The sequence below is a fragment of the Bradyrhizobium sp. CCBAU 11386 genome (assembly GCF_028128955.1).
In the GTDB taxonomy this organism is placed as follows: Bacteria; Pseudomonadota; Alphaproteobacteria; order Rhizobiales; family Xanthobacteraceae; genus Bradyrhizobium.
In genome coordinates this window covers 610-22,237 of record NZ_LBKA01000011.1, presented here as the reverse complement: position 1 = coordinate 22,237, position 21,628 = coordinate 610, and the positions used below count along the sequence as shown (strand labels likewise).

Here is a 21,628-nt window from a genome sequence, read left to right as displayed (position 1 = left end):
TTCTATCCGCAAAACTTCCTCGGCTTCGTCCAGCTCGCTTGCCTGCTGATCCTGTTTCGACAATTTTGAGATAGGTTCTAGTCAGTCTGCACCTGGTTCAGTGGAGAGATCCGGATAGCGCTCGCGAAGCACGTCGAGAAACGGGCGCACTAATGGATTACCGTTGGGCTGCCGCCAACAGACGCGGAAGCTCAGCCGCGTCGGCCCCTCGGCATCATGCACCTCCCGGAAGGTGACACCCGGATAGACTGCGCCAGTCGCACTTTCCAGTGCGAGCAGAATACCCCGGTCCACGCCTACCAAGGAAAGAAGCCGGTCGAGCCCCACGTCATGGCGAAGCAGCTTACAAGGATCGGAAGATCCTAATTTGCTGACGAGAAGCTTGAAGAGTTCCGGTCCCGGGCCACGCTGTGACATCAAAAGCGGTTCGCGCTTCAGTTCGCCCCAGTGAACTACGTCACTGCCTGTCAGCGGATGGTTCGCGGGGAGGGCGGCAACGACACGCTCGCTCCAGAGCAACAATGACCTGCCACCCCAATTCGGACTGGGCTCGGCCACGACGGCGATATCAATAGCGGAGCTGGCAAGATCCGAGATCAGATGCTCGCTCGCTCCGTCGACAAATTGTCTATCGACATCGGGAAAGCGGTGCCGGTGCTCGAGGAGAGTGGCCCGAAGATTGCCAGCTGACAGGGAGGTGTGGATGCCGATGGTCAACCGACCACTCTCGCCACGCGAGCGGGTCTTGACGCGAGCGGTCATTGCTTCAGCTTCGCCTATGACGCGCCCGGCGTCCTTGAGGAATTCTTGACCTTCCATAGTTGGTCACGTGCCACCGTTAGTGCGCTCGAAGAGCTCGCTGCCCAACGTTTGTTCGAGACTTCGCAGGCAGCGACTGAGCGTTGACTGCTTGAGTCTGAGCGTGTCTGCCGCTTGACGGAGGCTTCGATGCTGGGACGCAGCGATCGCCCAGCGTAGATCTCGAAATTCCACAGGCACTGGCCGAAACCCTATGGCAAGCTGCGCGTGACCAAACGCCATCTTGAATGCGTCACTCCATTTGTTTGCTCGCCTTCAGCACCCTCCAATTCAGCCCTGAATTGGCCGCCGAATGCCTCGATGAAGTTGTGTCTGTCGGCTTACCAAACAAATCGAAGATAACTACGATGTGTGCCAAGAATTGCGACTATTTTTAGTTGTGCAGGACGGCTCGCGCGTGGTCGTTGCTTGGCCAGATGACACGCCGCGATCTTCGCGCCTTTACGTGCTCAGCACATATCACATTTGGGATACGAAGGATCGCCCTAGTCGAGGTAAACGCAGTTGCTCATGGCCAATCCACTGCGCACAAATGTTTGAAAGAGTTCACGCTTTGTAAGCTCTAAGCGCTCCTCTTACGGTGGCGACAGCGCCCATCCAATGCTGATCGCGGACCTGCATCCGTGCTATTGGTCATCACTCACTCCGATGCTGCGAACGCGCTCCGATTGTGATCCGAGCCCGACAGGCACCGGGAGTTCCTTACGTCATCCATCGAAGAATCTGAACACTTCATCAAACTATTCGATGAATGTTTGGTCGATGCGAGAACTGGCTCCCTGATAGAGGACGTAACTATCGGATAGAATCCCGCGGCGACCCCAATGATCATTGCCATAAGCGATAGCGGGCTCGCAGCGAAGCTGAGGTCACACACTCAGTCGAGAAAGAAAATTGTTCGTCCGCTGCGTCGATCTCCGCCCATCGCACCTGTGAGGAGTAACCACAGCACACTACGGTCGCGCAGCAAATCGCCACAAGCCGAGCATTCAACGGCTTCTTGACCCAACACATTAGCAGGATGCATCTACTTTAAGATGCCATTAGTGACACGATACGATTGATGCCGGCGTCAACTACCAGCGTTGGTGGATGACTATGATGACAGACTCGTGCCATCTGCCGGATGAAGATCTGGTCGCTCAAACGATCTCCGAGGAATTCGGTATGCAAGATCAACTAGGGGTCTGTCCGAGCTAACGGATCTGTCGATGCAGTGGCTTGCTTGCAAAAGTACAGCACATTTAAATCTGCTGGCGTTGCTTGGTGACGATCGCTTTCGCTTCTCCGAGCGTCGCGTTAATCGATGAGTTCTCTCCGCTCGCCCGGAGGCATGCGGTTACTGCTATCGTTCGAACAACCGTGATACAGCACACAGGATCCATATCGAGGGATTACCACGGTGGTGCATTGCCTTAAAGAACTTACTATCAAATGCATCCACACGCCGGTCGTAGCTGGCAATCGCTGCATAGAACCGATAGCGCTTACGTGGCTGCCGCCAGAAGCGCCGGTGTCACGACTGTTCTGAGTGACAGTCTCTCGGTCTCGACTGGTTAGGCGCCGAAACCAATCCGATCATACATTGGCCGTCCAGTGCTTCGAGACAGAGTAGCGCGCGTTCTCGATTGTGGCGGCAATCTAGGCGCTGCTTCTCCAATAAGAGCGAACGTCGGAGGAGGGCTCGTCGTTACTGGAAGGGTAGCGTTCTTCAAGCCCCGATGTTGCCCGCGGGGGCCTAAGCAGTTGAGAGGAGGGCGGAAGCTCGCACCGCGCAGATTCGTATGGGACAACGATGTTGGACATCAGAGTCATCCCCGTTTCTTCTGCGACAAAAGCTTGAATGAATTCATCACTGCTTTTTGGCGACAAGTGAAAGACAGGCGTGACGCACGAGTGTGCCTTGCTATTGGCATTGGAGCGTCGGGAGGCGCGCTCATTGAGCGATGTTGGGTGGGAGGGTTGTACACTTGAAATGTATAAACGTCGGCGTCGCGGCGAACAGTCGCGGTCGATCGGATGCTCACTATAGAGCCCTTCCGCTTGTAAATGCACACTTGTCGACGCTCCCGCGCGCGCTACGCCGGATCGCGACGTATGTCTCGGAGAATCCCAACCTCGTTGTTCGTCAAACAGCCAAAGACTTAGCAGTGGTCACCAAGAGCGGCCCAGCGAGCATTATTAGATTCTGTCAGGCGATCGGCTTTAGTGGTCTGCAGGAGTTCAAGCTGGCATTGGCAGGCGATATAGCGGCTCAACATTCTCCGGTTGTAGAAAAGAATGCGAAACAGCAGGCCTGCGTGAGTCTTATGGATCAATTGACTGAACGCATTGTGCTCGCGACGCGAGAAACGCAGTGCCTGTTGGACCAGGCGGCTCTCGATCGTCTCGCGAATGCCATGCTGTCAGCTCGTCGGATTGATGTGTACGGCGTCGCAGCTTCCGGTCCCATCGCTCAACACTTGGTATTTCGTCTCCTTCGGATCGGCATACCCGCGCACGCAATCCTCGACCCAACTTACGCCGCTTATGTCGCGAGCGGCCTCGGTCCAACATCAGCGGCAATTGCCATATCGGGGTCTAGGATGACGAAAGAGACCGTTGAGCCCCTCATGAGGGCAAAATCGGCTGGGGCCTTTACCGCCGTAATAACGCACCGGAGTGATGGTCCAGCTGTGAAGTACGCGGACGAGGTGCTGCTTACAGCGGGCGTCCACTCTCCGGTAGCCGAACCGAACTCAGTAATCGCTTTCACCAACCTGATCGCAATCGAAGTTCTAGCGTCGATGTTGGCAGTCAAGCAGCATGCTCTCACCCAAGGAGAACCTAACCTGACAGCGTCAGGCCCGATTGAACCTGTTACCACGAGAGGATCTACAGACGTACCGCGTCGTCGGCCTCATAAGCCGCGATCGCGATGAACTATGCGGGGATGTCGGAGGTGTGTACCGCTCGCTCAGTCAAAGCAAAGGTAGAGAGCTTGATACTGTCTGCCTTGCCGCCACGAATAGACGCCCAGGCAGACTAATTTCCTGGTGTTCTAGGCTCAACGCCTCACGTCATTCTATAGCAGCGTCTCGCTGATTGCTCACCTGGGGTAACCTGAATGGAGTCGGCCAGAGCGCAGGTCAAACAGAGACGGCCCACGTGGCTACTGCGAAGCAGGGCTGCAATGAACGTCAAAAATCAGGTCAGAGAACAACAGGATCCATTTGTTTGGCCAAATGCTTGGTGAACCAATCGCAAGTGACTCTGTTCACCGTTGCGAGGTGACGCACATAGGGGTCGTAGTGCCCCCCTTTAATAAGCACGAGATGCTTTGGTTCGCGAGCTCGATTGTAGGCGTCGAGTTGTAGATCGGTCAGGCAGCGGGTATCGTCATCTGCCACGATCATTAAGAGAGGAGTCGGTGATATGCGAGATACGTAGTCGCCAGGTTCGAACTCCATCATCATGTCGTGAGAAATGATGGAGATCTCGTTCTTCCAAGTGCCTTCCAAGTCGACCTTCTTGTACCAATCGATCGTTTCCTGCACAGCCGTGTGAACTCGGTATTGTATCATTCCCTCTGCCAGCTCCTGGCGGCGAGCGTCTTCAAACTGCATTCGATATGAGTCCCAATCGGCGGATGCTATATGGCGTCTCGCCATAACGGAACCGCTTATCAGAGGGCCCACTGCCACCACACATCTCACCCTGCGATCGACGGCTGCCGCTATCAATGCGGTTCCGCCAGAGTAGCTTGTGCCCCATAGGCCGACTCGTTCGGAATCAATCTCCGGCAGCATTGTCGCATATGTAATGGCATCGCGAGTGTCATGCATCTGTCTGAACGGATCAGATTCATGACGCGGCTCGCCGTCACTACGTCCCCAGCCGCGGTGATCATAGGTCAGGACAGCGAATCCACGTTCGGCCAGACACTCAGCGAATTTTGCTAGTCCGTGTTCGATCTGCACCGTTAACCCGTGCGTCATCACAACGCATGGAAGCCGCGACTTACTAACAGCCGGAGTAAAAAGCCAGCCTCGGAGCTCAACCCGATCGCGCGTTCTGAAGCTGACATCTCTCTGCATACAAGGATCTCGATTCTATTGATCATTCAGTTACGATCGCCTCGCCGGAAAGTCGATCGACTATGTCTCCGGGCGTAACGATCTCGACGTTTGGGTTTTCTTTAAGAGATCTCAAAATAGCGTTCAAATATTTGATCCGATAAGACGCTCCAAAAACCCAAGGGTGCACCCCAAGGGCAATAATCCTGCCCCAGGCTTGTTCACGCTCCAGCCGAGTTACAGCTTCGAAAATTAAGCGCGTAAACCTCTGCACAGGTAACCGTCGCAGCCAGAGTGCCTCAACATCATCGAAATCTGGAAAAGCCGGCACGGCATACAATCCGTTGGTGCCGGATTGCAGATAAGGCAGTTCATCGTTGGCCCAATCCAGCGTATAAGTGAATCCTGCCTCTGCCAGGAGTGCACTCGTTCTGCCCGTCCCTCCGAAATCTTGCCCGAGCCATCCCCGGGGCCGATAGCCAAACGCAGCCGTTAGCAGATCTCGGGATGTGACGATTTCGTCCCGCTCCTCTTCGATCTCCATGTGACTCGTGATCATTTTGTCAGCGCTTTGCCCATGAGCGATAATTTCCCACCCACGCTTTTTGACTTCATCAACAAGCTCGGGGTGAACTCGCAAAGCAAAGGCGTTGACCGGAACTGCCGGCTTTATTTTTGTCTGATCAAAAAGCTTGAGAATGCGATAGATCCCAACGCGGTTCCCATATTCCCGATAGGACCATGTTCTGAATTCTGGAAAATAGGATCCATACTCAACTGCAAAACGTGGATCGGAATGCGCGTTGGCGTCGCGCGCAAGTGCCCAGTATTCCAGGTAAAGTAGAATATAGAGATAGAGGACCTTGCTGCCCTGAGTTCGAGTATGCTCTCTGACCGTTATTGGGGTGAAAGTATAGAGGTCATGATCCATTCCTCGTCTAGGTATGGTCGGCATTGTTATCACTTTCATGTATCGAGCTGTCGTGATACCAGCTGGCTAGCTCTGCGCCAGTGGCAAGCCAAACACCCGAGTGCGACAGAATGTAATCGAGTGCTTTATCGAGAAATCTAATCCGATGAGGGCGGCCGCTTATGTAGGGATGAATCGCCATGTTCATGACGCGACAAGTGTCGGCACCTTCCGCGTAGAGGGTGTCGAACATGTCTCGGGCTACATGAAGGAAGTCGTCTCCCTCGCAGGAACGAACAAACAAAACCGCGTCATTCAAATCCATCTGGTACGGCAATGACACCAAGGTCCCATTACGAACCTTTATTGATGTCGGTTGGTCGTCATGATAGAAATCGCAATAGTACTGGAAGCCGGCCTCCGCCACTAGGTCAGGTGTTCTTAACGTGTGCGAGACTGATGGAGAAAACCAGCCAGCCGGTCGCCGCCCCGTAAAGTTCTCAAACAGGCGCAACGATTGATTTATTGCGTTCCGCTCCTCTTCCTCTCCTAGGTTCCAAAGATACTGAGTGTTGTAGACGCCGTGAAGCATATAATCCCAATTGCGTTTTTCACACGCATCAAGAATCTCGGGATAATGTGCAAAAACGGCTGCGTTGAGCGACGCGGTGCATGGCACGCGGTATTCATCAAGGACGTCGAGCATTCGCCAGAGCCCAACTCGGTTTCCGTAATCCCGAATGCTATAGCCGAGGATATCGGGGTGCGGAGTCCGCGGCCAGGGATTTCGCGTGCTGACAGGATCGGGTAGAAACTCGTAGTGTTCAATATTCGGACAAACCCAGAAAGCGAGCCGCGCGTCATTGGGGAGACGAATATGGGGCGCGCCGCGCTGATAGCTGGGTCCAAGTCGATCGAGTTCAATCATGATCCGATCTCCTTGCCTGCTTCCGGCGATTCCGTCGGCAAGAAATAAGCTGCCACGAGAGCGAAACTGATCGCCGCAGCTGCTACCTGTGCAGAGGTGATAAGCGGCCGATCAGAAGTTATCGTCGCCCGTCCAAGGAGGCCGCCGAATACGGCGACGCCAAAAGCGCTGCCGATCTGACGGGTCATCGTGAGACAGCTGACGACCACGCCGCGATTCGAAGGGAGAGCGATGAGCAGCGCCGTAGACATTGCAGGCGCAGTTAGACCTATACCTAGGCCGCACATCGAGAGCGTCAGCAGTTTCATCAGGTCGCTCTTAACGGAAGAATTAGCTGTGATCGTCGCAGCGAGTCCGAGAGCAGCGATGTTCAGGCCAACTAATATGATGCTGCGCTGTGGATGTGAACGTGCAAGTATCGCAGTAACCGCCGGCCCTAGGCACATCATTGTCGCAAACGGAAGGAATGCAAAACCAGTTTCGGCCGCCGTCAAATCGCGCAGAGATTGGAGATAATACGAGAGGAGAAAGCTAGCACCATAGTAAGTAAAGTTCAGACAACACCCAATGGCGTTAACTAGAATGAAGCTCCTATTTGTAGCCACATTCAAAGGAAGAAACGGGTCATGACTAGACCACTCCGAGAAAGCCAACATGCTCAGAGAGGTTGCGCTCGCCACGACAAGCAACGCCACGTAAGAGCGTGATTCAGTGATCGGGTATTCTAACGCCGCGCAGATGAGTAGACCGACGCCGAGGAAGAGGAGGGCAGTCCTCATCAGGATGTGATGCAGACGTCGAAAGTGAACCGTCGGGCTCGTCTTTGTTGGCGCTACCCATGCGAGATAGACAGCTATGTTGAACAGGGGAATGACAATAGTAAGCTCTAGCAAGAAAATGTATCGCCAGCCGTAAAGTTGGACGATTATTCCTCCAATGAGCGGCCCAGCGGCTTGAGCCGTGCCAGCAATAGCTGCCCAGATCCCGATCGCTCTGGCTTTCGAACGAGCATTGGGAAACGCATCCGTGATAGCCGCGTAAATCGCGGGCGTCAAAACAGCAGCCCCTACACCCTGAACAGCAAGAGCTGCGGTCAGTGCGTTGGGTCCGCCTGCGAACGCGGATCCAAGTAAGCCTAGCGCGAGTACGAACGCTCCGAGGAGGAATGATTTCCACGTCCCAACTTTGTCGCAAAAATCGCCGCAAATTAGGAGGAGTCCAGCGAAGACAATTAAGTACGCATTCGTAACCCATTGAAGTTGTGCGATTTGCGTTTGGAAGTCCTTCGAAACGGCGAACAGCGCGACGTTCAGGGCCGTTGTATTCATGATGATGAGAAATTGGGTCGCGCTCGCAACCGCGACTGACAGAAAACTGCGTCTGCGGTGGTCGGCTCGAGGTGAGCCTTTGTGCGCATGGGCGGCGTTGCCCCTTATACAAAAGAAATTGGTGCGAATGATTGTGTGGCTCATTGGTCGGCCTCGCTGAACGGCACTCCCACGCTAAATAAGCAATCGCCAGGAGCGGTTCGCGCTGTAAATCGTCTGCATAGAACAAGGCCGGAATGGTCGAAGCAAATTTGTCGGGGCGGGGCCCACGGTTCGGAAGGGTTGTGGATGGCTCCGGCGTCGCAGCCACGCTCCACGAAGTCCCCGAGCCGCACAAACGGCTCGAACACTCCTCCGCAAGGGGCGAACACGAACTGGCTAAAGGGCCCCCGTCGATATAGAGCAGTCGGCTGGGGCTCCTTTTCATCCTGGATTGAATGGATAGAACCCACGTGGCGTAGAACTCGAAGGGTTGCCTCTTTGGCCAGCCTCAGCGCCGGGATAGACACTGTACCTCCACCGCCCAACTCAGTAGAGAGGCAGGGTATGCCACCCGCTCGCTCGCACGCTCCAGCCAAGCTACGGTCGCCGCCCGTCGGGGCATCGGTTACAAAGCTGACCGGAAGGCCAAAAACCCGCAAGAGAGCGATTCGCTCTCGAAGCCGGCCTGCTTCAGAGGAGTTCACTATTATCGCGGATGGTATGTATTCTAGCGAACTTCCTCCAGAATGAAGGTCGACGACGAGAGCCGCGCCGGGAAGCAGAATTGTTTCAACAAAGTGTGCGATCGCTTCGGTCGGGCCACCATCCGGTCGCCCTGGGAAAACGCGGTTTAGATTGCCGCCATCGTAAGGAGAGGTTCTTTTGCCAGCATAGACGGCAGGCGCATTTAGAGCTGAAAGTAGAACAATATGACCTTGTACGTCTTGGTGTTTCAAGGTCCTCATGAGGTTCATTACGATGATCTGTCCCTCATATTCGTCGCCGTGGTTCCCTGCGACCACAATCACGCGCGGTCCACTCCCGTTTCGGATGCTGGCGACCGGAATGAGAATGGACCCATAAGCAGCTTCGTGCTGTGACGTGGGGAGACGTAAGAAGCCTTGTTGGCATCCCTCCTTGCCAAAATCGACTTCCGACCAGACTTGTGTTTTCAACGTTCGATACCCTTGGCTAAATGCCGAAACGGGGTTTTGAGGCCCATCTGATTTTCGTCGGGAATGCACCTGCTAGCGGCTTATTCGCGTTTGACGAAGGTGCGAATACAGTCACGGAGCTTATGTCAATCCATGTCGCGACCAGGCGTTTCCTAGCTTTAGGCGTGCGGTGGTTTGGATGGTGCTGGGTCCAAGCCACACTTTCTTGTCGGCAAACCGCTCTTCCGCACCCATTGCTCGGCTTTTCATTTCGCTGCTGGCTACGAGGCAGTGTGAAAACCATATGCATCCATCAACCACATCTTGTGGGCTTTGATCATAGTATTGCTGCGCCAACTCGTGGGGGCACGGTGGTTGGCCCACGAGACTGCCTAACCTGCTCGTGCCTTTAGTAAGGCTCGTCGCTTATGAGAGTTCGTAAAGCATCAAGGCTGGTCTTAAGTACCGCTCGGTCAGCTGGAACACCGAGGCCGAGCCGAACTTTGTTCGGAGCAGAAGCCTCATAAACCGCAAAAGAGCGGGTCGACGATACGGCAATGCCGAGCCGACGCGCCCTCTCAGCGAAAGCGTCTGAGGACCAACCAGAAGGTAGGTCGACCCAAAGATGAAAACATTGAGCATGGGTGCGAAATTGGACGCCGCGCAACGATTCGTCGGCGAGGAGTTGACGCTCGGCTGTCTCCTCACGCACAGACGTGAGAAGGCGAGCAGCTGTCCCATCAAGGATCCACTTGGTTGCGACCTCCGTAGGCAGTGGTGCTGGCATCCAGTTTGTGGTCATCGTCGCTGGCCAGAAGTACTGGCTGGGAAGCGCGCCTTCTGGGGTCAGCAGATAAGTAATTCGCAACTGCAGCGATACGGATTTGCTCAGGCCGAGCATGTACCATGTGCGCTCAGGTGCATAAGCTGCCAGCGGTGCCGGACCATCTTCCAGCAGTATACCGTAAACATCATCCTCTAATATTTGCAGATCGTGCTTGCGTGCGACGTCTGCGATTTCTTGCCGTCGTTGTGTCGGCATCACTGCAGTTGTCGGATTCTGGAACGTTGGGATGCAATGAAGAACTCCTGCTCCGACCTGTTTTGCAACGTCGGCCAACGCATCGGGGCGAATTCCGTCCCCGTCCATATCGACCCCGTGAATCTGGATTCCCAGCAGCCGAGCTAACGGCTTCATGGCTGGATAAGTAAGTGTTTCGGTGAGTAACGTGCCGCCAGGTCGAGCAATTTGGGCAAGCAGCATCAGCGCGGTACTGTTGGTCCCGTTCGACAAGACAATGCGATCTTCGGAAGGGCGCGACTTAAATCGCTGCTCGAGCCATGTTGCACCGGCGACTCTATCTGTATCGCTTCCGTTGAAGCGAGGAAGGCGAAGATCATCGACGAATTTCGGCGAGCTTTGCAGTTCTGTCAGAGCTCTACTAAGTGCTTCTTTGATCATCGGAGTCGGCGGAGGAAAATTGCGACGAAAATCAACCAAATCCGGTTGCTGTTGGAGGGCACTGACGTTCTCTTTGGCAGCTACTGGCATATTGGACGCTCCTAAGTGTGATGTCGCGCGGCCGGTGCAGTCTCCACTGGCTCAGCCATGGCGGGAGTAGAAAAGCAGGCGCGGTGACGACAGGCGTATCGGTTGCAATCGGGATCGTTTTTCCGCAAGCCGCGGGAACCTGGTCCCTGGGGTGACGAAGGCGCTCAGACGCATAAGAGCGATCGCTGACCCCGAAAGCAAAGCGATCCGTTGCGCCAACATAGGTGTACCTCGCGGGCGGATTGCGGAATTGTGGAGCGGATCAAGCTGCGTGATCACCGTCAAACGAGGTTCGGCAGATATTGCTCTTTCCGTGCGAGCTACTCACAGCCAAGGAGGCTGAAGAGTGATCTGAGAACGATGGCGCCTTTCTCAATCCTGACGATGCTAACCTTGCAATTGAATGCGGCAGCAGTCGAGATTGGCGCCGCAGGAGGAGGGGACGCCGTCGTGCGTTTTGACGAGCACGGAGACGTGGGCGCTGGAAAAGAGTTCGGCAGGCATCATTTCTGGAACTAGAAGAGTTGAGGCATCGATGAGGGCCGTCTGCGAGAACTGCTGGTGGTTGATTTACCATGGTCAACTCCTCGCAGGTGCTGTTCACCCGCCTGACCGTATTAATCTATACGTGACATGCTTCCGTTATCTGGATCAATTACTGACCTTGGTAGTTGACGGCTAGCCAGCTGTGTGTCGGCAGAGACGGCAGCGCTCTTGGCGTGCAAAGGTTACCGCAATGACGGCGCGGGGCCCGGTCGGATCAACGAGCTCGTCACCGGTCATCCGAATCTTCATGAGTGCGCCGACGCACTGCTGACAGTCCGCGATGGCTTGCGATGGGAGTTGACGGTCCGCGAGAAGCAAACCCGCAGGATATGCGGTCATGCAGACCGGCTGGTAATCGGCCCCATCCTGGCCTTGACCTGTGCCAGTGCCATCGACGATCCGAGACGCGTCAAATCATCAAAGCAGTTCGGCGCCCATTTCGGGCTGACGCCGAAGAGGCGCTAGTCCAGGAGACCGATTATGCCGGCCGCACCAGCACATCGGCGACGGCTCGAGTGCGCTGTGCTCTACTGCGCTGGTGGCACGGGCCTGCAGGCCCCGGTGCTACCCGCATGGAGCGCGTGTCCAACTTTGAGGCCCAAGGGATCAAGCAATTTCACTTGGTCCGACCTATCAAATTGAGCAACTCAGCTGGGCGATGAGCAACCGCAACCGCGCCTTCGGCCAGCAGATGGCGCGCTTGTTCATCGCGATGTTGGGAATGCATCGAAAAACCAATCACGGTCATGCCGGCTCTGACACCCGCCATTACGCCATTGACGCTGTCCTCAACAACAAGGCACTCCGATGGAGCGACGTCCAATTCGTTTGCGGCGAACAGGTGCAGATCGGGAGCCGGCTTGCCCCTGTTTACCTGTGCCGCGCTGAATACATACGGCAAGAATAGGTCGTCCAGTCCGGTGACGGCCAGCCCCAGACGCAGTTTTTCAGGCGAGCTGTTCGACGCCACGCAAATTTTGCTGCGGGTTCGAACAATTCCGAGCACATCGCGGATTCCTCTAGTAGCCTTGAGAGTCGATCGGTATAGCTGCGCGATACCTTCCTGAACGGACGCATGATAGCCGTTCGGTAATGGCAATCCGAACTCTTGCTCTAAGTCCGCATAGAGATCCTTGTCGGCTCTGCCGCCAAATCGCTTCAAGATCGTCTTAGCTGATATTTGCCGTCCAAGCCGGTTCAGCACGCGAGCGTGGACGCGAGCGGCAATTCTTTCGGAATCAATGAGCACTCCGTCGCAGTCCCAAATGATCAGCTGCGGCAGTCTTGAGGGCAGGGTTGGCCTCACGAAGTGCTTGCCTGCTGGAATACGTAAGCAATGGTCTCATCATCGACAATGACCGCCGGAACAGGCCTATATTCGATGACAGGCCCTTCATAGGTGTAGTCGTGAAAATGAACCACTACGCTGTCCGCCGAGATCAGGGCGACCGCATAGAAGGGCGATTCCATGCTCCGCGCTGCTGAGTCCGCACCTAATCTAAGCGCAAATTGCGAGACTGTGCTGCGCAGAACCGAAAACGGAATGCCCTTCCATGAGCCGGCAATTGGCCTGTGTAGATGGCCGAAGAACATATGCCGTATGTTCTTGCCGACAAGAACCGAAGCGAGCTTCTCGGCGTTTTGTAGCGTGAGTGAATCTAGAAGCGGAATGCCAACCGCAAATGGCGGGTGGTGTAGGAAGAGGAGGACCGGCGCCTCACCGATATCGTTCAGACGCGCTCGCAACCAAGACAGCCGAGCATCGCAGAGTTCACCCCAATGCCTGCCATCGGCTGCAAGCGTGTCGAGAAAAACCAGGTGCTGCCCATCAATCTCCTCAGTAGACTGAACAAAGCCGTTTTCATCCACTGCGGTCGTGGGAAATGCAGCTCGGAAGCGCGCGCGATGGTCGCCGTTGCCGAGGCAGAGCCGATAGGGCAGCTTCAATTCGGCAAGGCAGTCCTGTAACTGCTCGTAGGCCGCGACTTGTCCAAGAGCCGCGAGATCGCCCGTGAATACGACTAAGTCAGCATCAGGATGCTCCGCGTTGATGCTCGCGATTGCCGCTTCGAGTCGTTCGCGAGGATCGCAACCGATGTGGTGAACGCCGGGTGGCGTCAGATGTAAGTCGGTCACCTGGATAATTTTTAGCATTGGCCATTACCTAGTCAGTGTCGAATACGGCTATGTGCTTGTTAACACGCTCCAAATGACACCGGAATGACATTCCGGATTTGTGTCGTGAATCTGAAACAATATTCCACTAAGGATGGCGTGAAAGTCGCAGCCATGCGGGCATCTATCTCTTTTTGGGTAACTACCACGATGAAACGACGGACCTTCCTCGCTTCGGTTGCGGCCGCCACTGTGGGCGGAACCCTCGATGCCGCTCTCAGCGGGCTCTCTGCCAGTCCGCAGGGCAGTGTGCGGATCAGAGTTTCTTTCTTCGGTTCTGCGTTCCAACCGGTCATGAAAGCGTTGATAGACAAGTTCCGCGAGCAGGCGCCGCAGGTCGAAATAGGCATCCAAACTCCGGCCCAGAGTTGGGACGCTCAACTCCAGCGGACAGTCCTCGACATGCGAACTGGCGGTGCCGCAGAACTCGCGGTGCAGGGCTACGACCGGCTCCGCATCGTTGCCGACAGCAAAGCCGCCGTCCCGCTGGATGCCTTGATTAGTCAAGAGTCGGGCTGGGCAGGACAAGGCTATTCCCCCGGGTTGATGAGCTTGTGCAAGTTTGGAGGTCAGCAATGGGGCCTTCCTCTTCAGATCTCGAACCCGGTCATTTTCTACAACGCCGAACTTTTCAGGAGCGCTGGCGTCGATCCGGAAACCTTCACTGCAAACTGGGACAGTGCCGCTGAGGCTGCGCAGAAAATCACTGCGCTCGGTGGAGGCAAGATGGGCGCGTTCTTCGACTATACCGCCGATGGAAATTGGATGTATCAGGCGCTGCTCTTTTCGCTGGGCGGTCAAATGATGTCGGATGATGAAAAGGCGATCAGCTTCGATGATGCGACCGGCCTCAGAGCCTTGCAGATCCTTAGGGCATTTGGGAAGGCGGGGCAGCAGGACATGACGGCGGAGCAAGGAAGCCAGAGTTTTGCCGCGGGCGTAACGGGGATGATTTTCACGTCAAATCGACGTCTTGGTGCCTACAAGAAGGCAATCCAAGGCCGCTTCGAGTTGGGCTCGGCGTCCCTTCCAAAACAGGAAGGTGGACACGTTCCGGTCGGTGGTGGTTTTGTCAGTATGACGACCGCCGATCCGCGGACGCAGAAGGCTGCCTGGGAATTTTTGAAATTCGCCAGCGGGCCGGTTGGCCAAGCAATCATAGTCCGAATGACCGGAGCCGTTCCGGGTAACGCCAACGCCGCATCTAAATTAGGCGATTATTATGCGACGAACCCTCAGGCCAAGGCCGGCCTAGAGCAATTACCTATTGTCACCGGCTGGTACTCTTTTCCTGGTCCAAATGCGATCAAGATCAGCGAAGTTTTGCTTAACCACCTGCGTAGCGTCGTTACGCTCAAGATAACCCCAGAAAATGCGCTGAAGATCATGCGCGCTGACGTCGACGCTCTCCTCCCCAAGGTGTGACGATGTTGCGCCTCCCACTCATTCAGAGAGACCTTTTGATGCCATCAACTGCAACGGATACTGCTCACCTCGCTTGGAATGAACAATGGGCGACCGAAGAAGGCCGTTCGGATTGGGGTCGACCTGAAAGTGAAGTTGTTGAAATGGCGGCCCATCTGTTTCAAACGGGCTGCCGGCGAGCGCTCGACCTCGGATGCGGAATCGGACGGCACGCTCTACATCTGGCGCAAAGTGGATACTCGGTTTGCGCGATAGATTTGTCTGAAGTTGGTCTCAATGAACTGCGCGCAAAAGCCGCGGCCCATAGCCTGACAATCGAAACGCGGCGTGCGTCAATGGTAAGCCTTCCATTCGACAACGCGTCTTTTGACTACGTCGTTTCCTACAATGTCTTTTGCCACGGCGACGGTGATGTCGTCGCGGCGGCCGTATCCGAAGCAAGGCGTGTGCTGCGTGATGGTGGCATTCTACAGGCTACTATGCTTTCACACCGCAGTACGGCACCGCGTCGCGGCCGCGAAATCGCTCCTGACACGTTTGTATGGGATGATGGCGAAGCTGATCACCATCATCCGCACTTTTTCTGCGACACTCCTCGACTCAATGACCTTTTCCGCGGTTTCCAATGGGTGCGTGTCGAGGATCGACAGGATGTCGTATTCTCCGAATATTCGCACTGGCACATAGTTGCAGAGCGAAAAGGATGATTAACGTGAGGGAATCGCCTTGTGACGAAGCCGAGGGATCTGTTGCCGAGACCGACCAGCGCACCACGCGCTATGGAGCGCTGCCTGTGGTTCGTGCCCATATGGCCGATCTTCCGAAGGCTCTGCAGCGGATTGCAAAATACATTATCGAGAACCCGGATTTAGTTATCCGGCAGACGGCGAGCGAACTGGCAATCGTTACAAAAAGCGGCCCGGCGAGCATCGTTCGGTTCTGCCAGGTTGTTGGGTTTGCCGGATTGCAAGAGTTTAAGTTCGCTCTTGCCGGCGATCTGGCATCCCGGCGCTTCCAGGCCCCTGACGCAAACCACGAGGCCCAAACAAATACCGATCTCACTCACGAACTGGCCGAGCGTATTGTGCAAGCGACGCGCGAGACCCAATTGTTGCTAAACCAAAATGCCATCGATCGGCTGGCAGATGCGATGGTCAAGGCCCGTCGCATCGACGTGTACGGCGCCGCAGTGTCCGGTCTCATAGGTCAGCATTTGGCGTTTCGGTTGCTGCGTGTCGGCCTGCCTGCCCATGCCATCGTCGACACGACCTATGCCGCCTACGTTGCGAGCGGCCTTGGGGCGACCTCCGTCGCAATCGCCATTTCGGAATCAGGCATGACCGAGGAAACGGTAGAAGCCCTGCGACGGGCCAAGGCTGCGGGTGCGTTTACTGCAGTGATTACGCACAGCCACGATGGACCGATCGTAAAATATGCAGACGAAGTGTTGCTTACAGCAGGGGTCACTTCACCTCTAACCGAGGCGAAGTCGGTCATCGCTTTCACCAATCTCATGGCGATCGAGGTTCTCGCGACGATGCTTACCATCAAGCTCGGTCTGTTGTGCCCCGCGGAGAGCTTAACCTGATGGCTGCTTGTTCTTTTCAGTCCGTCACCAAATCATTTGGTTCCGTCCCTGTCCTCCGCCAAGTGTCCTTGGAGGTTTCAGATGGTGAATTTCTGACATTGTTGGGACCGTCGGGGTGTGGGAAGAGTACGTTGCTGCGGGTACTAGCGGGGCTTGCGGTTCAGGACAGCGGGTCCGTGGTAATTGGTGGACGTGTGGTTGACGGGCTGCCACCGAAGCGGCGAGATGTCGCGATGGTGTTCCAATCTTATGCGCTCTACCCGCATATGTCGGTGGCGGACAACATGATGCTGCCGTTGAGGATGCGCTGCCTCTCAGGATGGCAGAGGCTACCTGTGCTGGGCAGGGTGCTGCCAGGAACCAAGCAGATAGATGCGGAAATGGCGGCCGAAGTCGCGAAGACGGCGAAGGCGCTCGGTATCGACCATCTGCTGGAGCGCAAGCCGGGGCAACTTTCGGGGGGCCAGCGACAGCGCGTGGCGGTGGGTCGTGCAATGGTGCGCCAACCGGCGGTATTTTTGATGGACGAGCCGCTTAGCAATCTCGACGCAAAGCTGAGGGTCCAAATGCGGGCTGAAATTAAGGAACTGCATAGACGACTTGGGCTGACCTTCATCTATGTCACTCACGATCAGGCTGAGGCCATGACGCTGTCGGATCGCGTGGCGGTGATGCTAGAGGGTGAGTTGCTTCAGGTGGCGCCGCCCCAAGAGATTTATTCCAATCCAGCGGAGCGGCGGGTGGCTGAGTTCATCGGTTCGCCAAAGATCAACATGCTGGAGGGTCAAGTGCGTGAGGGCGGGCTAGTCGAGGTAGCAGGCTCTACGCTGGCCGTCGAGGTCGAACGCGAGGCGGGTGCCGCCCTTACGCTGGGCATCCGGCCTGAGGCCTTTCATATTGCCGAGCAGGCGGGACCGGGGGCGTTGACCGGTTCGGTCAGGCTGGTCGAGCACGTGGGGTCAGACCTATACGTCCATCTTGACATGCCCGGTGTGGCCGAGCCGGTCATTGCAAGACTGCTAGCCGAGCGGGCACCGCACATCGCGACCGGCCAGACACTCAATCTTCGCGTGTGGTCCGATCGTGTCCTGCTGTTTGACCGTGAGGGCGCCCGCATCCAGCAGCCCGCTTCCGTTTTCGCGCATTCCGCCGTTGCCGGCACAACCAGCGTAAGACCAATTCGCGAGTATGCGCGATGAACTCCACCGCGATCGAACCGTTGCCACCCGGCTCGGACCGGATCGTAGTCTGCGGCGAACGAAAGGCAGGAAAGTCGGTGGGTTCATCACGCAAGAGAGTTTCCGGCTCTCGAACTCGTCACCTATTTAAGGCGCGACGCGCGCAAAGTCTGGCGGAAGCACTTGCTGCGTGGTTGCTCGCCGGTCCGGCCCTGCTGCTGTTGGTCGTACTGTTCTTCCTACCGGTGCTCGCAGTGATCGTCATCGCGCTGACCGACTGGCAGTTCGGTGCTCTCACACTCAAGTTCGTTGGAGTGGCCAACTTCCGTCAAGTCTTTGCCGACGAGGGGTTTCGCGCCTCGCTCCTTAATACCGTTCTTTATGTGTTGATGGTGGTGCCGGGTACAGTCATCCTGGGGCTCGTCATCGCTCTGCTGATCGAGAGTGGCGAGAGTCTACGCGCCTTTTATCGTGCGGTGCATTTCCTACCCTTCATGGCAACGCTTGCTGCCATGGCAATCGTATGGGAGGCGCTACTGCACCCTACGATAGGACTGATAAACCAGACGCTTGGCGCTCTCCACTTGCCCACCGCCAACTGGCTGCGCGATGAGAACACGGTGCTGCCGGTGCTAGCTGTCATCGGCATTTGGCAGAACCTTGGTTTCGCCATGGTCCTATTCCTGGCGGGGCTGAAGGCGATTCCGCAGGATCTTTACGACGCCGCTGACATCGACGGCGCCGACCAATGGCTGGATCGGCTGCGCACCGTCACATTGCCGATGCTCGGATCCGTTTCCATGTTCGTCGTCATTGTGCTCGCGCTGCATGCGTTCGAGACTTTCGATACCGTCAAGATCCTGACTCAGGGTGGGCCCGGTCACTCTTCCGAGATGCTGCTTTACACGATCTTCCGCGAGAGTTTCGAGTACCTTCGCACCGGCTACGGTGCGTCTGTCACCATCGTCTTCCTGATTATCGTCGTGGCGCTTACTCTCGTGCAGGTCCGTGTGATGGATAAGAGGGTGCACTACCAATGAGGACGCGCCTGTCTCCACGGGTGGCTATCGCACGCCATGTTGTTCTGTTCATCACAGGGGCCCTTATCATGGTCCCCTGCGTGTGGATGGTTTCGCTCTCGTTGAAGCCTCCGGCCGAGATTTTCCAGGGCTCCTTCTCGCTCCTACCCAAGCACTGGTACGTCGTTGAGAACTACGCTAAGGCGCTCACCGCCGCTCCACTGGCGCAATACATGGTAAACGGTGTCATTGTCTGCACCACCATTCTTGCCCTGCAGATATTGGTCTGCGTGCCGTGCGCCTATGCCCTTGCCAAACTCGAGTTCAAGGGCCGCGATATGCTGTTTGCTTTCGTCGTGATCGGGTTGCTCCTGCCGCATCAGGTGTTGGCGCTACCACTCTTCATCCTTGGCTACAGCATCGGTATTCTAAATACCTACGCCGCGCTGATCTTTCCCTTCATCGTCTCGCCGTTTGGCATTTTCCTGTTCCGCCAACTCTTTAAGTCGATCCCAGATGATATCGTGCACGCCGCCCGCCTCGACGGGCTCTCCGAGTTCGCGATCGTCTGGAAGATCATGGTTCCGATGGCCGTGCCAGCCGTCATCGCTTTCGCAGTCTTCTCTGTGGTCGGCCACTGGAACGATCTGTTCTGGCCCCTTATCGCCGTCCGTGAAGAGAGTCTTATGCCGCCGTCGCTCGGCATCACGGTGTTCGCCGACAAGGAGGCCGGCGACGACTATGGTCCCCTCATGGCCGCCGCGACCATCGTCGTTCTTCCTCTGGTAGTCGCCTTCGTTGCCGCTCAGAAATGGTTTGTCGTTGGAATGACGGAGGGGGCGATCAAGTGAAGGAAGCCATTTGAGATTCAAGAGGGCCTGATGAAGGGGGCCGTCGAAATCGGTCGGAACGTTCGTGGCTTTCAACCGGAATAGGAAGTGAATTACACGGTAACGATCTAACTAGCAGCAGCTCATGATGTACTTTGCGGTTGAACAAACGACGGTACTGATCTGAACTCCGATTTTGCGCGCAGGCGATCGCCGTTCGAACTGTCACTTCGATGATAATCGAATACTGCTGCGCGTTTGGGCAAGGGAGTCGAAGGACGCGAGCATCAGGGCTTCGACTGGGGTGTGAAACCCAGTCAAACGCTGGGCGCTACCCAATAAACTGTGATGTCTGAGAGATAGACGATGCTTCACCTGCCTGGCACTGTGCACCTTAGTAGGCGATTCCTTATCAAGAACACGCTTCTTGCGAGCCTCTCTCTGCAAGATCTCGCCGCGATAGGGGAATACCTATAGCCAGTCGCTCTGAGAGATCGTGTCGTTCTTTAAGAGCTGAGAAGGACGCTTGATCACGTCTATTTCATAGAGTCAGGTCTGGTTTCGCTAAGAATCGTCTCGGCCGGAAATGCATTTGAAACGGCGGTAAGCGGGCATCGGGTGCGGTCGGTGCTGCAGCTCTGCTGGGTGGACATCTTTCCACGCAGCAATCTGTTGTGCTCCGTCCCGGCAGTGCGCTCAAGATCCGCATCGATGATTCGTGTCGGTTGATGAACGAGCGTCCTGAAATCCGAGAACATATTTCTCGGCACGTTCAGGCGCTAACGTTACATTGCGCTCGGGCAGGATTCTGTGGCGTTTGGCATGATAGGGAGGAGCGGCTCGCGAGCTGGTTATGTCTAGCTAGTGATGCTCTTGATGCCAATGTGCTTCCGGTTACGCACGAGTACCTTTCGTCCATGTTGGGATTGCCTCGGCCTGGGGTTACGGAGACGTTGGTGCGATTTGCAGAACAGCGGTTAATTCGCAAAATGCGCGGCCTCTTGCAAATTGATCGTAAGCGGCGTGTCTCCCGCACCTTGTTGCTGTTGAGCAGACCGGCAATATGCGTTCCGTCTTGAAGAGGACGGTTTGCATATATGATCGGGCGTGTTGTCGACGCATCGGAACTACGGGTTCGGCGGCGCTGGAGCGGCGAGGTCAAGGGACGGATCGTCGCGGAATCCTTTGTTCCCGGCGCGATCGTCTCGGACGTCGCGCGGCGCCACAGTCTATCGCCGCAGCATTTGTCGACCTGGCGTAAGGCCGTGCGCGACGGGTTGTTGACGTTGTCGGAACACACGGAGCCGGTGGCGACGAGGCCGGCTGGAGCGGTCGCGATCCAGGAAGCGAGTTCATCAAGCGGCGAGGCTTTTAGCTTGCTCGGCGCTCCACGCCCAGGGCATGAGTTCGTCCAGACGCGAGGCCGGCCAGAGGTTGACGAGTCTGGTAAGGACGTCGGTCAGATAGGCCTGCGGCTCCACGCCGCAGAGCTTGCAGGTCTCAATCAGCGAAGCGATGCAGGCCCAGTTCTCCGCGCCCTCATCATGCCCCGCGAACAGTGCGTTCTTGCGGTTGAGGATAAGAGGACGGATGCTTCGCTCGACAATATTTGTGTCGAGCTCGATGCGGCCGTCGTCAAGGAAGCGCATCAGGCCAACCCAGTGGTTCAAGGCGTAACGGATGTGCTCGGCGATTGTCGCTTTGCCCGAGACGCGGGTGAGTTGCTGCTCGAACCAGGCCTTGAGCGCCAGCACCAGCGGCTTGCTGCGCTCCTGGCGGATGGCACGACGCTCATCGGCGCTGCGGCCCCTGATCGTCTTCTCGATCGCATAGAGAGCGGCAATACGCTCGAGCGCTTCGCTCGCGATCGGAGCAGGACCGTCCTGGACAACGTCGAAGAAGCGCCGCCGCAGATGAGCCCAGCAGAAGTCGAGCGTGATCGCCGCGTCAGGCGCGNGCGCTCGCGATCGGAGCAGGACCGTCCTGGACAACGTCGAAGAAGCGCCGCCGCAGATGAGCCCAGCAGAAGGCGAGCGTGATCGCCGCGTCAGGCGCGGTGTCGGCAATGGTCTTGTAGACGGTGTAGCCGTCGCATTGCACGATGCCGCGATAACCGTCGAGCAGCTTGAGCGCGTGGAC

The 21,628-nt window shown here is 56.3% G+C and carries 19 protein-coding genes and 2 pseudogenes; 10 read left to right on the top strand and 11 right to left on the bottom strand.

Annotated elements, in window-relative coordinates; all coding sequences use genetic code 11:
- Positions 1-81: 81 nt before the first annotated feature.
- A complete protein-coding gene (locus XI09_RS03565; RefSeq protein ID WP_271565689.1) occupies positions 82-819 on the bottom strand; it encodes a LysR family substrate-binding domain-containing protein in 738 nt (245 codons plus the stop codon).
- A 6-nt stretch (positions 820-825) separates the two neighbouring features.
- Positions 826-1,041, bottom strand: coding sequence for a helix-turn-helix domain-containing protein (locus XI09_RS03560; protein ID WP_271565688.1), 216 nt, complete (start codon positions 1,039-1,041; stop codon positions 826-828).
- Between the two features lie 1,724 nt (positions 1,042-2,765).
- On the opposite strand from XI09_RS03560, the gene XI09_RS45940 reads away from it, so the two are divergent.
- A complete protein-coding gene (locus tag XI09_RS45940) occupies positions 2,766-3,740 on the top strand; it encodes a MurR/RpiR family transcriptional regulator (RefSeq protein WP_442869518.1) in 975 nt (324 codons plus the stop codon).
- Between the two features lie 270 nt (positions 3,741-4,010).
- Here XI09_RS45940 and XI09_RS03555 read toward each other — a convergent pair whose 3' ends face one another.
- From XI09_RS03555 to XI09_RS03535, 6 genes are all read right to left on the bottom strand, one after another.
- Positions 4,011-4,895 carry an alpha/beta hydrolase gene (locus XI09_RS03555; protein ID WP_271565687.1) on the bottom strand — a complete coding sequence of 295 codons (885 nt, stop codon included), beginning with the start codon at positions 4,893-4,895 and terminating at the stop codon, positions 4,011-4,013.
- Between the two features lie 22 nt (positions 4,896-4,917).
- Positions 4,918-5,805 carry a polysaccharide deacetylase family protein gene (locus XI09_RS03550; RefSeq protein ID WP_271565686.1) on the bottom strand — a complete coding sequence of 296 codons (888 nt, stop codon included), beginning with the start codon at positions 5,803-5,805 and terminating at the stop codon, positions 4,918-4,920.
- A 7-nt stretch (positions 5,806-5,812) separates the two neighbouring features.
- Positions 5,813-6,712, bottom strand: a complete 900-nt coding sequence (locus XI09_RS03545) for a polysaccharide deacetylase family protein (protein WP_271565685.1) — start codon at positions 6,710-6,712, stop codon at positions 5,813-5,815.
- Positions 6,709-8,184, bottom strand: a complete 1,476-nt coding sequence (locus XI09_RS03540; protein WP_271565684.1) for an MFS transporter — start codon at positions 8,182-8,184, stop codon at positions 6,709-6,711. Before XI09_RS03540 ends, XI09_RS03545 begins: the two co-directional genes overlap by 4 nt.
- On the bottom strand, positions 8,181-9,050 hold the full coding sequence (locus XI09_RS45935; protein WP_442869519.1) for a succinylglutamate desuccinylase/aspartoacylase family protein: 870 nt from the start codon (positions 9,048-9,050) through the stop codon (positions 8,181-8,183). Before XI09_RS45935 ends, XI09_RS03540 begins: the two co-directional genes overlap by 4 nt.
- 535 nt (positions 9,051-9,585) lie before the next feature.
- Entirely contained in the window at positions 9,586-10,728 is a 1,143-nt protein-coding gene (locus XI09_RS03535; protein WP_271565683.1) for an aminotransferase-like domain-containing protein, read from the bottom strand.
- 690 nt (positions 10,729-11,418) lie between these two features.
- Here XI09_RS03535 and XI09_RS03530 point away from each other — a divergent pair.
- Positions 11,419-11,739 (top strand): transposase, encoded by a 321-nt coding sequence (locus XI09_RS03530; RefSeq protein WP_271565682.1) that lies wholly within the window; start codon positions 11,419-11,421, stop codon positions 11,737-11,739.
- Positions 11,740-11,890: 151 nt separating this feature from the next.
- On the opposite strand, the gene XI09_RS03525 is transcribed toward XI09_RS03530, so the two are convergent.
- The gene (locus tag XI09_RS03525) at positions 11,891-12,580 is read right to left on the bottom strand and encodes an HAD family hydrolase (RefSeq protein WP_271565681.1); all 690 of its coding nucleotides are present in this window, start codon (positions 12,578-12,580) and stop codon (positions 11,891-11,893) included.
- Positions 12,577-13,428, bottom strand: coding sequence for a phosphodiesterase (locus XI09_RS03520; RefSeq protein WP_271565680.1), 852 nt, complete (start codon positions 13,426-13,428; stop codon positions 12,577-12,579). The genes XI09_RS03525 and XI09_RS03520 overlap by 4 nt, the downstream gene beginning before the upstream one ends.
- Before the next feature lie 87 nt (positions 13,429-13,515).
- On the opposite strand from XI09_RS03520, the gene XI09_RS03515 reads away from it, so the two are divergent.
- From XI09_RS03515 to XI09_RS03480, 8 genes and pseudogenes are all read left to right on the top strand, one after another.
- Positions 13,516-14,874, top strand: a complete 1,359-nt coding sequence (locus XI09_RS03515; RefSeq protein WP_271565679.1) for an ABC transporter substrate-binding protein — start codon at positions 13,516-13,518, stop codon at positions 14,872-14,874.
- Between the two features lie 38 nt (positions 14,875-14,912).
- The gene (locus XI09_RS03510; protein ID WP_271565678.1) at positions 14,913-15,581 is read left to right on the top strand and encodes a class I SAM-dependent methyltransferase; all 669 of its coding nucleotides are present in this window, start codon (positions 14,913-14,915) and stop codon (positions 15,579-15,581) included.
- Positions 15,578-16,462, top strand: coding sequence for a MurR/RpiR family transcriptional regulator (locus tag XI09_RS03505; protein ID WP_271565677.1), 885 nt, complete (start codon positions 15,578-15,580; stop codon positions 16,460-16,462). The genes XI09_RS03510 and XI09_RS03505 overlap by 4 nt, the downstream gene beginning before the upstream one ends.
- The gene (locus tag XI09_RS03500) at positions 16,462-17,661 is read left to right on the top strand and encodes an ABC transporter ATP-binding protein (protein ID WP_271565676.1); all 1,200 of its coding nucleotides are present in this window, start codon (positions 16,462-16,464) and stop codon (positions 17,659-17,661) included. The genes XI09_RS03505 and XI09_RS03500 overlap by 1 nt, the downstream gene beginning before the upstream one ends.
- Positions 17,658-18,680 carry a carbohydrate ABC transporter permease gene (locus XI09_RS03495; RefSeq protein ID WP_271565675.1) on the top strand — a complete coding sequence of 341 codons (1,023 nt, stop codon included), beginning with the start codon at positions 17,658-17,660 and terminating at the stop codon, positions 18,678-18,680. The genes XI09_RS03500 and XI09_RS03495 overlap by 4 nt, the downstream gene beginning before the upstream one ends.
- The gene (locus tag XI09_RS03490) at positions 18,677-19,510 is read left to right on the top strand and encodes a carbohydrate ABC transporter permease (protein WP_271565674.1); all 834 of its coding nucleotides are present in this window, start codon (positions 18,677-18,679) and stop codon (positions 19,508-19,510) included. The genes XI09_RS03495 and XI09_RS03490 overlap by 4 nt, the downstream gene beginning before the upstream one ends.
- 707 nt (positions 19,511-20,217) lie before the next feature.
- Entirely contained in the window at positions 20,218-20,568 is a 351-nt protein-coding gene (locus XI09_RS03485) for a Crp/Fnr family transcriptional regulator (RefSeq protein ID WP_271565673.1), read from the top strand.
- A gap of 18 nt (positions 20,569-20,586) precedes the next feature.
- Positions 20,587-20,733, top strand: a pseudogene (locus XI09_RS03480) (transposase); the annotation flags it as partial.
- Positions 20,734-20,844: 111 nt separating this feature from the next.
- Here the strand turns inward: XI09_RS03480 and tnpC are convergent.
- Positions 20,845-21,628 (bottom strand): annotated as a pseudogene (gene tnpC / locus XI09_RS03475) (IS66 family transposase); the annotation flags it as partial.